Source organism: Sanguibacter suaedae (genome assembly GCF_016342785.1).
GTDB classification, from domain to species: domain Bacteria; phylum Actinomycetota; class Actinomycetes; order Actinomycetales; family Cellulomonadaceae; genus Sanguibacter; species Sanguibacter suaedae.
In genome coordinates, this window is record NZ_JAEINH010000001.1 from 367,049 (window position 1) to 379,262 (window position 12,214).

The 12,214-nt window shown below is 72.1% G+C and carries 12 protein-coding genes; 6 read left to right on the forward strand and 6 right to left on the reverse strand.

What is annotated here, in order from left to right:
• Positions 1–35 precede the first annotated feature (35 nt).
• From JAV76_RS01865 to JAV76_RS01875, 3 genes are all read right to left on the reverse strand, one after another.
• Positions 36–650 (reverse strand): DUF4334 domain-containing protein, encoded by a 615-nt coding sequence (locus JAV76_RS01865; RefSeq protein WP_307843946.1) that lies wholly within the window; start codon positions 648–650, stop codon positions 36–38.
• 2 nt (positions 651–652) lie between these two features.
• On the reverse strand, positions 653–1,489 hold the full coding sequence (locus JAV76_RS01870) for an aldo/keto reductase (protein WP_198732308.1): 837 nt from the start codon (positions 1,487–1,489) through the stop codon (positions 653–655).
• Between the two features lie 141 nt (positions 1,490–1,630).
• A complete protein-coding gene (locus JAV76_RS01875) occupies positions 1,631–1,975 on the reverse strand; it encodes a hypothetical protein (protein WP_198732309.1) in 345 nt (114 codons plus the stop codon).
• Positions 1,976–2,267: 292 nt separating this feature from the next.
• Between JAV76_RS01875 and JAV76_RS01880 the strand changes: the two genes are divergently transcribed.
• Positions 2,268–2,666, forward strand: a complete 399-nt coding sequence (locus JAV76_RS01880) for a VOC family protein (RefSeq protein WP_198732310.1) — start codon at positions 2,268–2,270, stop codon at positions 2,664–2,666.
• On the opposite strand, the gene JAV76_RS15180 is transcribed toward JAV76_RS01880, so the two are convergent.
• From JAV76_RS15180 to JAV76_RS01895, 3 genes are all read right to left on the reverse strand, one after another.
• Entirely contained in the window at positions 2,642–3,346 is a 705-nt protein-coding gene (locus JAV76_RS15180; RefSeq protein WP_198732311.1) for a helix-turn-helix transcriptional regulator, read from the reverse strand. The two genes, JAV76_RS01880 and JAV76_RS15180, sit on opposite strands and share 25 nt — an antisense overlap.
• A 143-nt stretch (positions 3,347–3,489) precedes the next feature.
• Positions 3,490–4,089, reverse strand: a complete 600-nt coding sequence (locus JAV76_RS01890) for a DUF459 domain-containing protein (protein WP_198732312.1) — start codon at positions 4,087–4,089, stop codon at positions 3,490–3,492.
• Entirely contained in the window at positions 4,089–4,628 is a 540-nt protein-coding gene (locus JAV76_RS01895) for a mycothiol transferase (RefSeq protein ID WP_198732313.1), read from the reverse strand. Before JAV76_RS01895 ends, JAV76_RS01890 begins: the two co-directional genes overlap by 1 nt.
• Positions 4,629–4,718: 90 nt before the next feature.
• Between JAV76_RS01895 and JAV76_RS01900 the strand changes: the two genes are divergently transcribed.
• The 5 genes from JAV76_RS01900 to JAV76_RS01920 all read left to right on the forward strand — a co-directional run bounded on the left by JAV76_RS01900 (position 4,719) and on the right by JAV76_RS01920 (position 12,174).
• Positions 4,719–5,234 carry a GNAT family N-acetyltransferase gene (locus JAV76_RS01900; RefSeq protein ID WP_198732314.1) on the forward strand — a complete coding sequence of 172 codons (516 nt, stop codon included), beginning with the start codon at positions 4,719–4,721 and terminating at the stop codon, positions 5,232–5,234.
• Between the two features lie 120 nt (positions 5,235–5,354).
• Positions 5,355–7,157, forward strand: coding sequence for an ABC transporter ATP-binding protein (locus JAV76_RS01905; protein ID WP_198732315.1), 1,803 nt, complete (start codon positions 5,355–5,357; stop codon positions 7,155–7,157).
• Between the two features lie 149 nt (positions 7,158–7,306).
• The gene (locus tag JAV76_RS01910) at positions 7,307–9,331 is read left to right on the forward strand and encodes a glycoside hydrolase family 31 protein (RefSeq protein ID WP_198732316.1); all 2,025 of its coding nucleotides are present in this window, start codon (positions 7,307–7,309) and stop codon (positions 9,329–9,331) included.
• Positions 9,332–9,414: 83 nt separating this feature from the next.
• A complete protein-coding gene (locus JAV76_RS01915; protein ID WP_198732317.1) occupies positions 9,415–11,190 on the forward strand; it encodes a SpoIIE family protein phosphatase in 1,776 nt (591 codons plus the stop codon).
• Positions 11,191–11,280: 90 nt separating this feature from the next.
• Positions 11,281–12,174: a MerR family transcriptional regulator gene (locus JAV76_RS01920; RefSeq protein ID WP_198732318.1), complete on the forward strand. Its 894-nt coding sequence runs from the start codon at positions 11,281–11,283 to the stop codon at positions 12,172–12,174.
• Positions 12,175–12,214: the final 40 nt, after the last annotated feature.

A 12,214-nucleotide genomic window follows, 5' to 3' on the forward strand; every position in this document is an offset into this window, starting at 1 on the left:
CCCGGCGGACGTCTGGGCCAGGGCGCCGTGCATCGTCACTGCGCCCCCAGGTCGTCGCGCGAGCGCTGGCGGCGCAGCACGAACACGTACGGCTCGCCCATGCCCCGCAGGTCCATGACCCCCAGGAGCGTGTGGGCGTCCACACGGCGGAACGCGTCGATGATCGGCTGCCGGTCGTAGACCATCGCGGCCGTCACCACGCCCCGGTGCTCGACGGCCCGGACCCGAGCCTGCGGGTGCGTCGTCGTGAGCAGCGGGCGGACGGCCGCGAAGACCACGCCCGCGGCCCGGGTGCGCAGCAGCGGAGCCATACGGAGGGCCGCACCCAGCGGGAGGAGACGCGGGTCGATGCGCACCAGGCGGTCCCCACGCCCGCGGAACACCAACGGGTGCGCACGCTCCGCATCCTCGAACCGCTTCCCGTGCCAGCCCAGACGCTCCAGGGCTCCGTCGAACGGGTGGCCCGTCGGTACACCCGACCCACGCCACGCACCGATGAGGTCGTCGACCGCGACCGGCGGGAGGGTGTCGAAGAACGCCAGGGCCGCGTCGGGCGTCGTCCCCGCCTCGAGCACGCGCAGGCGGGCCGGCGCGTCGGTGACCACGGTCTCCGCGCTCACCCTCGCTGCGGCGCCCTCACCGCCCGGCACCGTCAGAACTCCTCGTAGACCGCCGGGTCCTGGTCGTTGTTCCGACCGTCCGGGCGACCCAGCGCGGTGACGAGCGCCATCTCGTCGTCGGTCAGCTCGACGTCGAAGATGCCGAGGTTCTCGCGCTGGCGCTCGCGGCTCGTCGCCTTGGGCAGCGGGATGCTGCCGAGCTGGACGTGCCAGCGGAGGATCAGCTGCGGGACGGTGAGGCCGTGCGCGTGCGCCAGCTCCCAGAGAATCGGTTCGTCGAGGATGTCGCCCGCCCGGCCCAGCGGGCTCCACGACTCGGTGCGGACGCCCAGGCGGGCGTCGGCCTCCCGCTGCTCGGCCTGCGGGAAGTACGGGTGGAGCTCCACCTGGTTGATCACCGGCGCCACGCCCGTCTCGGCCACCAGGCGGTCGAGGTGATCGGGGAGGAAGTTGCTCACCCCCACGGACCGGACCACGCCCTGCTGCTGCAGCTCGAGGAGCGCCTGCCAGGCCTCGACGTACAGGTCCTTGCTGGGGTTGGGCCAGTGGATGAGGACGAGGTCCAGGTGGTCCAGGCCGGTCCGGTACAGGGACTCGTGGACCGCGTCGACCGCGTCGTCGTGCGCATGGTGCCGTCCCGCGAGCTTCGTGGACACGAGGATCTCGTCGCGCGGCACCGACGTGCGGCGTACCGCCTCACCGACAGCGCCCTCGTTCTCGTAGTTGAACGCGCTGTCGATGAGGCGGTACCCCTCGTCGAGGGCCGACACGACCGCGTCCACACCGCGAGCGCCCTTGAGCATCGCCGTGCCGAAACCGATCGCGGGAACCGTGGTGCCGTCATGGAGGGTGTGCGTGGGGATGCTCATGCACCCACGCTAGGCACGGATGTTCACCGCCGCACGGAGTGCGGGCGGCACGCGGACGCACATGGTGGTGCTGACCGATCCGGCGACGCCACGAGCCCGCGACGGCGCGGTGCACCGGGAGCTCGATGATGACTGCGCGGTTCAGGTGCGGTGGACCTGACCAGGCAGCGGGGTGTCCCTGGTGCGCAGGTGCTTGCGGTGCCGCTGGGCGACCCAGGCGCGCCGCAGGTAGCCCTGCTCGGCCATCGCCGGGTGGTCGGTCCAGACCCACGGCCCATAGGCGAAGGCGACGATCCCCATCACCGCGATCATGAGGAAGACCATGGGGATCGAGACCCACTCCGCCCAGGCGAGGGCCACGATCGTGATGAGGTACATGACACGAAAGGCCACCGTGACGGCGGAGGGGACGTCCCGGCCGTCGCAGTAGGCGAGCAGGATCCCCGCGCACGCCCCGTACGCGACGATCAGGGCGGCGGTCAGCATGGTCGTCTCCCCCTCCAGGCCCTTCGTCGGGCCGTCATCTCCACCGTAACGCGGGCCACCCGGGGCGCGCAGGAGGGCCCAGAGCCCACGGGCAAGCGCCCTCCCCCTGCCCCCATCCCCCTCACCTCCTTCACCCCAGCCGGACGGGGCGTGCCTTCGTGGACGGTGCGGCGCCTCGAGCGCACGCCCCGTCCACACGAGCACGCCCCGTCGGACACCACCGGCTGCAGAGGGCCCCGCGTGGCCGTCCTGTTCAAGACTGCCCGCGGGTGGTAGCCGTAGCGTGGGTGGCATGACCTTGCGACTGGGATTCATCGGGATCGTCACCACCGACATGCGGGCGTCGCTCGCCTTCTACCGGGCCCTCGGGGTGCCCGTGCCCGACGGGGTGGACGACGCCCCGCACGTCGACGCCACGCTGGACGGGGGCGTCGCGCTGGCGTGGGACACGGTCGACACGATCCGCAGCTTCGACCCCGCGTACGAGCCGCCGACGGGCGGGCACCGGATCGCCCTCGCCTTCGACCAGGGCACACCCGACGCGGTCGACGCGACCGTGGCGAGCCTCGCCGCCCAGGGGTACCCGCCGCACGTCGCCCCGTGGGACGCGCCCTGGGGGCAGCGGTACGCGACGGTCCTCGATCCCGACGGCAACTCCGTGGACCTCTACGCGCTGCTGCCGACGAGCTGACCGGGCGTCGCGCCCGTGTGGGCGAGCTGACCTGGAGTCGAGCCCGTCATGCGTCGGACCTCCCGGGTGAGGTGCGACTGGTCGGCGTAGCCGGCCTCGCTGGCGACCAGCCCGAGCGGCAGGCCACGGGCGATGAGCGCCACCGCGCGACGCGACCTCTCGATGCGCAGGAGCGTCACGTACCCGTACCCGAAGTGCGCGGTCATCCGGCGGCGGAGGTGACGCTCGGACCAGCCGAGGGCGTCGGCCGCCTCACGCACAGGCATGCCGTTCGCGGCTGCTCGACGGGCGCCCTCCACGAAGCGCGCGTCGTCCTGCAGCGGCGGCGCGAGCGGGGTGGGGTCGCCCCACCGGGCGGCGGCCGGGGATCGGAAGGCCGCCCGCACGGCGTCGACCACGCGGACGGCCGCGACGTCGCGGAACGGGACGCACAGGTCACGGAGCTCGCCCAGGCCGACGGGGAGCATCGTCCCCGCAGCGCCCGGCGCGAGGCGCAGACCGATCGTCTCGACGTCGGTGTCGGCCCGCGTCTCGATCATCCGCGTGGACGGCCCCGACACCAGGACCTCACCGTCATGCCAGATGAGGTCGACGCACCCGTCCGCCGGCACCACCGACGCAGGTGACCCGGACGACACCCACGTCGTCCCGCCCCACTCCCGCACTCTCTCGCTGTACACAGCACCATCCTCCCTTCCCTCCCCTGCTCTCGCGGCCCTCGGTCCCCCGATCCCTACCCTCGCGGCATCGTGGCCGACGGGGCGTGCTTTCGTGGACGGGGCGGCGCCGCGAGCGCACGCATCGTCCACAAGAGCACGCCCCGTCAGCGGGACGGGTGCGCGAGCCAGCGCACGACGGGTGGGACCAGCACCTGCGCCAGGCGCTCGTAGCCAGCGGGGCCGGGGTGGTAGCCGTCCCCGGCGGCCACCTCGCTCCGCCACGTGGCGTCATCGCGGAGGGCGGCGTACGTGTCGACGAACGGGACGCCGAGGTCCGCCGCCCGGTCCGCGAGCGCCTCGCTGAGGGTGGCGACGCGTCGGTCGTGCTCCGGGTCCTCGACCGGTGGTGGCCCGACGAGGAGCAGCGGCGACGGACTGAGCGCGTGGACGATGCGGGTGAGCGCGGCGAGGGTCTCGGCGGTCGATACGCGCTGGGTGCCGTTCTCGACGACGGTGTCGTTGACCCCCGTCGCGAGGACGACGCGCGGCTCGGCGATTCCTGCCAGCCTCGGCCGGACCTCGTCGGCCGCACGGGCGGCGACGTCGGAGGTGGTCTCGCGTCGCACCCCGAGGTTGTAGGTGGTGAGGGCCACGCCCTCCGTTGCGGCAGCGCCTGCGAGGCGCCCCACCCACCCGAACCCGGAGGTGTCGCCGACGCCCGCGACGAAGGAGTCCCCGAGGACGCACAGCCGCACGTCGCGCATCACCGGGCGTGCGCCGCTGGGCTGCCCGTCGCGACCGTGCCGTCGAGGGCTTCCCGGAGGATGTCGGCGTGACCGGCGTGGCGGGTGAGCTCCTCGAGGACGTGGAACCACACCCAGCGGACCGTGCAGGCGTTGCCGTGCCTGTCCGTCCCCGGGCTGTCGGGGTCGAGAGCGAGGACTGCGTCGAGCACCTGGGCGGACACGTCGTCGAAGTCGCGGAGGACGGTCTCGAGGTGGTCGTCGACGCCCCACACGAACTCTGCGTCGCGCAGCGCCGGGTCCTCCCGGGGTGCGGGGTCCGGGGCTGCGAGCGCGACCCGCACCCATCGTCCCTGCATGCCGGTGACGTGCTTGAGGACCGTGCCGACGGTGAGGGCACTGAGCGTGGGCCGGGTGCCTGCGGCTGCGTCATCGAGGTCGCGGGCAGTGTCGCGGAGCGCGTCCTGGTGACGGAGCAACGCGTCGTGGAGCGCGAGGTTCTCGGGGCGCGCTCGCGTCTCGGGGTGCGCTCGCGTCTCGGCGGGAGTGTTGTCGGTCATGGGCCGTCCTGTCGTCGGGAACACCAACGGCAGCACGGTAGCGCTCTGGCACTTCCTCTCTCCCTACGACTTCCCCGTATGCTCCCCGGCATGCCGTCCAGCGAGGTGCGCCCGGTCGACCGTCCTGTCCCGCCCGTCGATGGCGACGCGTGCGCCGCACACGGGTCGGCGCTCGTCCGTGCGGCACAGGCCGACGACGCCGCTGACGTGTGGCCTCTCGTCGTGGCGTTCGCGACGACGTTCACACCAACCGAGGCGACGTTCCGGGCGACCTTCGCAGCGTTGCTCTCGCTCGACTCCACGCTCCTGCTCGTCGCGGAGACCGACGGGGCGGTCGTCGGGTACCTGTCGGCGCACGCCCACCTGACGTTCATCGCCGACGGGGAGGTCGTGTGGGTGGAAGAGCTCATGGTCGCCGAGGGCCACAGGGGCGAGGGAGTCGGGTCGGCGCTCCTCGCCCACGCCGAGCAGTGGGCCGCCGGTCGCGGCGCCGCCTACGTCTCCCTCGCGAGCCGCCGAGCGGGCCCCTTCTACCTGGGCCACGGCTACGACGACTCGGCGACCTTCTTCCGCAAGCTGCGCCCCACATCGGACACCCAGGTCTGAGATCTCCTCCCCTTGCCGGTCTAGAGCAAGATGACGGGGCGTGTCGCACGCTGCTGGCAGACTGACCAGCACATGTCCGGCCCCGCCCCACGGGCCGCTGATCGGCAGGAAGTAGGACCAGTGCGCAGCCTTGCCCGGATCCTCAAGGTCGGTCGTGACCTGTGGCCGTACTACGTGGCGATCGTGGTGGCGTCGGTCGCGGTGGCGGCCACGAGCCTGCTCATCCCGTTCATCATCGCCCGCGCCACGGACGTCGTGGTCGACGCGACGCAGGGCGCCACGGGCGCGGTGACCACGGTGATGTGGTTGGCCGTCGCGCTGCTCGTGACGGACCTCGCGAACACGCTGCTGACGAACGTCGGCGGCTACCTGGGGGACGTCATGGCGGCCCGCCTGCGCGCCACCCTGTCGAGCCGCTACTTCGCCAAGCTCCTCACGCTCCCGCAGCGGTACTTCGACGACGAGCTCACCGGAACCGTCATCAACCGGTTGTCGCGATCCATCACCGAGGTCACGTCGTTCGTGAACATGTTCGCGAACAACTTCTTCCAGATGCTCCTCACCGTCGGTGCGGTGCTCGTCATCACGGCGTTCTACTCGTGGCCCATCGCCCTGCTCCTGGCGGTCATCTACCCGCTGTTCACGTGGCTCACGACGCTCACGAGCGTCCGCTGGCAGGCCCTGGAGCAGGTCAAGAACCGCGACTACGACGTGGCGGGCGGACGGTTCGCGGAGGTCGTGGGGCAGATCCGCGTGGTGAAGAGCTACGTGCAGGAGCGTCGCGAGCTGGGCGTGTTCGACGACCGCTACGCGTCGACCATCGCGACCACGCGTGTCCAGTCCCGCTACTGGCACCTCATGGACACCGCCCGTCGCGCGGCCCTGAACGTCATCTTCTTCGGGGTGTTCGCCATCATCTTCGTGCAGACCGCCAACGGGGCGTTCTCCATCGGCGACATGGTGCTCCTGGTGCAGCTGGTGAGCATGGCCCGGCAGCCCGTGATGTCCATGAGCTACCTCGTGGACTCCGCGCAGCACGCGATCGCGGGCAGCCGCGACTACTTCTCGGTCATGGCGGAGACCGGCGAGCGAGACGCCCTGCCCGCCGCCGCGCCGGCGCCGGCCGGGGGCACCACGACGCGCAACGCACCGGTGGGCGTCGAGTTCGACTCCGTGTCCTTCGGGTACGCGGGCGGCGACGAGGTGCTGCGCGACGTGTCGTTCACCATCGAGCCCGGGGAGCGGGTGGCGCTCGTCGGGGAGAGCGGTGGCGGGAAGACCACCATCGTCAGCCTCCTCCTGCGCCTCTACACGCCCGACGCGGGCAGCGTGCGGATCGGTGGCACCGACACGTCCGCCATGCCGCTCGACGACCTCCGCGCCCAGGTGGGCGTGGTCTTCCAGGACCCGTCGCTGTTCTCCGGGACCATCCGGGAGAACATCGCGTACGCGTCCCCGGACGCCACCACCGACGACGTGGTCGCTGCGGCACGGTCGGCGAACGCCCACGAGTTCGTGGAGAGGTTCCCCGCCGCGTACGACGCGGAGATCGGGGAGCGCGGCATCAAGCTGTCGGGCGGCCAGAAGCAGCGCATCGCGGTGGCCCGCGCGATCCTCAAGGACGCGCCCGTCCTCGTGCTCGACGAGGCGACGAGCAGCCTCGACTCCCGGTCGGAGCGCCTCGTCCAGGAAGGCCTCGACCGCCTCGTCGCGGGCCGCACCACCCTGGTGATCGCGCACCGGTTGTCGACCATCTCGAGCGTGGACCGCATCATCACCATCAAGGACGGGCGGGTCGACGAGATCGGCACGCCCGACGAGCTCGCCGCCACCGGCGGCGTGTACGCGGAGCTCCTCGCCCTCCAGGCGTCGTCGTCCAGCAAGGACCGCAAGCGCCTGCGCCGCTTCGAGATCAGGGCCTGACCACTTCGACGACACCGCTCTCGACCCTGTCACCGGCCGCGCACCGCGACGTCCTGCCGGCCCGCGCGCCGCGTCGGCGCGCACCGGCCCTCGGGGAGTACCGTCGTCGCGACCCGTCCAGCCCTGAGGCAGCGCAGGAAGGCACACCGATGAGGACGTTCGACGCAGAAGATCACCGTCTCGTGTGGCGGGGGGACGGCGAGACGCTCGTCGTCGAACCCTGGGGGGCGAACAGCCTCCGGGTGCGCGCCACCATGATGGGTGACGTCCTGCTCACCGACTGGGCCCTCCTGGAGCCCGCGTCCCGTGAGGCGGAGATCATCGTCGACGGTGAGACGGCGACCATCACCACCGGGCGCATCACCGCGCGTCTGCGGGCCCGGAGCGGGTTCGACGAGCAGACCGGGTACGAGACGTCCGCGTGCTCCCTGGAGATCGTGGACCGGCACGGCACCGTCCTGCTCAAGGAGCTCGACGCCGGCGGCTCACTCAAGCTCCGTGCGCGCGCGTTCCAGGCGACCCCGGGGGGCGCCCACCGCCTCACGGCGAGCTTCGAGGCGAACCCGGCCGAGAAGCTCTACGGGATGGGCCAGTACCAGCAGCACACCCTCGACATCAAGGGCAGCACCTTCGAGCTCGCCCACCGCAACTCGCAGGCGAGCGTGCCGTTCGTGCTGTCCAGCGCGGGCTACGGGTTCCTCTGGCACAACCCGGCCGTCGGGCGGGCGACCTTCGCGGCCAACCGCACAGACTGGGTGGCGGAGTCGACCCAGCAGCTCGACTACTGGGTGACCGTGGGAGACACCCCCGCGCAGATCACGGCAGCGTACGCCGACGCCACAGGTCACGTGCCGATGATGCCCGAGCACGGCCTCGGGTACTGGCAGTGCAAGCTGCGGTACTGGAACCAGGAACAGCTCCTCGAGGTGGCCCGCGAGCACACGCGCCGCGGGCTGCCCATGGACGTCATCGTCGCGGACTTCTTCCACTGGCCGCACATGGGTGACTTCCGTTTCGACGAGGAGTTCTGGCCGGACCCTGCGGCCATGGTCGCCGAGCTCAGGGACATGGGCATCGAGCTCATGGTGTCCGTGTGGCCGCAGGTGTCCACCAGCTCCGAGAACTTCACCGAGCTGCGCCGGAGCAACTTCCTCGTCAAGGCCGAGCGCGGCCTCGACGTGCAGATGGGCTTCCAGGGGCCGTCGATGTTCTACGACGTCACCAACCCCGACGCACGCCGCCGGCTGTGGGAGCTCGTGGAGCAGAACTACTTCGCCCACGGCATCCAGACCTTCTGGCTCGACGAGGCCGAACCCGAGTACGGGGTGTACGACTTCGACAACTACCGCTACCACCTCGGCCCCGCCGCGCAGGTGGGCAACGTCTACCCCCAGCTGTTCGCGCGAGCCTTCTACGACGGGCAGGTCGCCGCCGGCCAGCACGAGGTCGTCAACCTCGTGCGGTGCGCCTGGGCGGGCAGCCAACGGTACGGGGCGCTCGTGTGGTCCGGGGACATCCACTCCACCTTCGAGGACCTGCGCCGACAGATCACCGCGGGCATCCACATGGGCGTGGCGGGCATCCCGTGGTTCACCACGGACGTCGGCGGGTTCCACGAGGGCGACTCCACGGACCCGGCGTTCCACGAGCTGCTCATCCGGTGGATGCAGTTCGGCACGTTCTGCCCGGTGATGCGCATGCACGGTGACCGCCTGCCCTACGAGGACGTCACCGCCGCGGACGGCACACCCCGACTGCGTTCCGGCGGCCCCAACGAGCTGTGGAGCTTCGGGGACGACGTCCTGCGCATCCTCACGGGATGCCTGGAGCTGCGCGAGACCCTGCGGCCGTACACGCGCAGCCTCATGGAGGAGGCGCACGAGCACGGGCAGCCCGTGCTGCGCGGCCTGTTCCACGAGTTCCCCGACGACGAGCGGGCGTGGGACGTCGCCGACCAGTACATGTTCGGTGGTGACGTCCTCGTCGCGCCCGTCGTCGCGGCGGGCGCCCGTGAGCGCAGCGTGTACCTGCCGCGGGGCGCGCGATGGGTCGAGCTCGCGACCGGTCGCGAGCACGACGGCGGGCAGGACGTCACGGTCGACGCGCCCCTCGACGTCGTGCCGGTCTTCGTGAGGGACCGGCCGCTGAGCGCGCTCCTCGCCCGGCTCGGGTGACGGGCGGCAGGACGACGGACACCACCAGCGCGCCACATCTCCCCTGCTGTGGAAGTGTTCACCCGGTAGGAGGGAGCACCACCATGAGCGATCACGACCAGAGCGGCCGCGCAGGCATCGACTTCGCCGCGCTGTTCGACGCCCTGCCGACGCCGTACCTCGTGCTCACCCCGGACCTCGTGGTCGTCGCGACCAACCCGGCCCGTGACCGTGCGACCGGCCGGAGCGCCGACGACGTCGTCGGCAAGCACCTGTTCGACGCGTTCCCCGACGACCCCCTGGACCCCGACGCGCGCGCCACCGCGAACCTCGCGGCGTCTCTCGAGCGCGTCCGGGTGTCGGGGCGCCCCGACACGATGCCCGTGCAGCGTTACAACGTGCCCCGCCCCGACGGCACGTTCGAGAAGCGGTGGTGGCTGCCCGTGAACGCACCCGTCCTCGACGCGGACGGCACGGTCACGCACCTGGTGCACCGGGCGGAGGACGTCACCGCGTACATGGAGTCGCTCACCGGCACCGCCGAGGGCGAGCACGACCTGTACCAGCACCACCACGCCCTGCGGGAGGCCCTCACCGAGGAGGCCGGTGCGGCGCGCCGACTCACGGGCCTCATGGAGGTCACCCGGCACCTCACGGGTGCCGAGGACGTGACCGAGCTCGCGGAGATCGTGGTGCACCGGGGGCTGAGCGTCCTCGGGGCGGACGGCGGGTCCGTGGCCGTCCTCGACGACGACGGGACGAGCGTGCACCTCACCGTCACCACGTCCCTGGGTCCTGACGTCCACGCCGCGTACGGGCGGTTGCGACTGGACGACCCCCTGCCGGCAGCGGTCGCGACCGCCACGGGCGAACCGGTGGTGCTGCCCGACAGGCAGGCGTCGCTGCGCTGGTCCGACGGCATGGCGGACGTCCTGGACCTCACGGGGATGGTCGCCTGGGTGTCGCTGCCGTTGAGCGCCGGGGACCGGGTGCTGGGGTCGCTCACCATCGGATGGGAGGCGGACCAGACCTTCACCGAGCGCGACCTCGAGCTCATGACGGTGTTCGCGACCCTCTGCGGCCAGGCCCTGCACCGCATCGACTCCCTCACGCGCGAGCTGGAGCAGGTGGCCGCGGAGCGGAACCTCTCCGAGGCGCTGCAGCGCAGCCTCCTCACCGAGGCCGCCCAGGCGGACGACCTCGAGGTCGCGGTCCGGTACTCGCCGTCGGCGCGGCACGCGCAGATCGGGGGCGACTGGTACGACGCGTTCGTCGTCCCCCCGGGGACGCTCACCTTCGCGATCGGCGACGTCACCGGTCACGACCGGCACGCGGCGGCGACGATGGCCCAGCTGCGGAACCTGCTGCGCGGTGTGAGCATGACGCTCGGGAAGCCGCCCGCCGCGGTCCTGTCGGGACTGGACGTCGCCATGAAGGGCCTGGGCCTGGGGACGTTCGCGACGGCCGTCCTCGCCCAGGTGGAGCAGACCCCCGAGCAGGAACGCGTCGGCTCTCGCACCCTGCGGTGGTCGAACGCCGGGCACTACCCGCCGCTGCTGCTCCTGCCCGACGGTGGCGCCCGGTTCCTCCAGGCGCCCTCCGAGCTGCTCCTCGGTTTCGGGGACGTCGCCTCCCGGACCGACCACGACGTCGAGCTCCCCACGGGGGCGACCGTCCTGCTGTACACGGACGGTCTCATCGACCGGCGCGGTGTCCCCGCGAAGGACGGGCTGCGGTGGCTCCTCGAGACGGTGCGCGCCCACGCGGACCTGGGCCCGGAGGAGCTCTGCGACATGCTCCTCGGTTCCGTCGCCGACGAGCACGAGGACGACATCGCGCTCCTCGCGCTGCGTGCCACCACGGGGTCCGGCGGGTCGTGACCGTGCCGTCGGGGCGCTCGGGGTTGCACCTTCCGTAGCGTGACGTGATGCGGTGGACCACGTCCTGCCCCACCGAGGAAGGTCCCACCCATGGTCTCGTCGTCCGTCCCGCCGCGTCGGGTCACGATCGGTGCCGCCGCGGCGTTCGCCGGCACCACGCCGCGCGCGATCCGCCATTACCACGCGATCGGCCTGCTCCCGGAGCCCGAGCGGGGTAGTGACGGCCGGCGCCGCTACGGGTACGACGACATGATCCGGTTGCTGTGGGTCCGGAGGACGGCCGACGCCGGGATCGCCCTGGACGACATCCGGGATGCGTTCACCGCGGCCGCCCCCACCGAGGGCGACCCGGACGTCGCGGGCGTCCTGGACCGGCTCGACGAGACCCTCGCCGCCCAGGAGGCCGAGGTGCGGCAGCAGCGTGCGGCGGTGCAGCGGATGCGCGTGCGGGGCAGCAGGTTGGGGTTGCTCGACGACTTCGTCGCCGCACGCCTCGATCACCTGCCGGAGGGGTCCTTGCGTCAGGCGGACCTGGACAACCTGCTCGTCGTCGAGCGGGTCTTCGGTCCGCTCGGTGCGGCGGTCAACGCCGGCCGGTACATCGCCCTGGCCACCCATCCGGGGCTGCGGGAGGAGTCCGACGGCGTGGACGCCGCCGAGGAGGCGCTCGACGACACGGTCGACGTCGACGACCCCCGCGTCGCGCAGGTCGCTGCCCGACGGCACGCCTTCGAGGTGGCGCTGCACGCCACCATCGAGACCTCCGGGCTGGCGGCCGACGACGACGCGCTCTTCGACGCCTGGGACGCACTGCACCCCGAGACCGCTGACGACGGTGCGGACGAGACGGACCAAGTCTCCGGCCCACGGCAGCACCCGATGAGCGCGGCCGACGCCGTCGCGCTCATGCCCTACGACTTCTCGCCGGCCCGCCTGCGGTGCGAGGAGCTGGCGGCGGAGATGGCCGCGCAGGACTCGCCGTGACGTGTCGCGGGCGACGCCCGAGGACCAGGTTCGCCGGCCA